The sequence below is a fragment of the Hungatella sp. SL.1.14 genome (genome assembly GCF_024460495.1).
Lineage (GTDB): Bacteria > Bacillota > Clostridia > Lachnospirales > Lachnospiraceae > Hungatella > Hungatella hathewayi.
Window position 1 is genome coordinate 1 of record NZ_JANFYJ010000466.1, and the last position, 292, is coordinate 292.

Sequence of the window (292 nt, forward strand, 5' to 3'; positions counted from 1 at the left end):
CCAAGGCGGTGATCGATGCCATCGTACCAAACTATATAGCCGGATTTATCTATGGCGGTCTGGTGGAATCCTACTCCAGCGAGCAGAATCCCAGAATGATGGCCATGCAGGCTGCCACGAAGAGTGCGCAGGATATGCTGGATGAACTGGCAATTACCTATAACCGGGTCCGCCAGGCTGCCATTACCCAGGAGATCACTGAGGTAATCAGCGGAGCCAAGGCCCAAAAAAAGAAGAAGAAAAAATAACAGACAGGAGGAGTCCTCACGAGCTGTGAGAAACAGATTATGAA

At 50.3% G+C, this 292-nt stretch carries 1 protein-coding gene; it reads left to right on the plus strand.

The window, feature by feature from the left end:
- Positions 1 to 248 (plus strand): F0F1 ATP synthase subunit gamma (locus NE473_RS31860; RefSeq protein ID WP_256265706.1); only part of this gene is annotated, 248 nt, incomplete at its 5' end.
- Positions 249 to 292 lie beyond the last annotated feature (44 nt).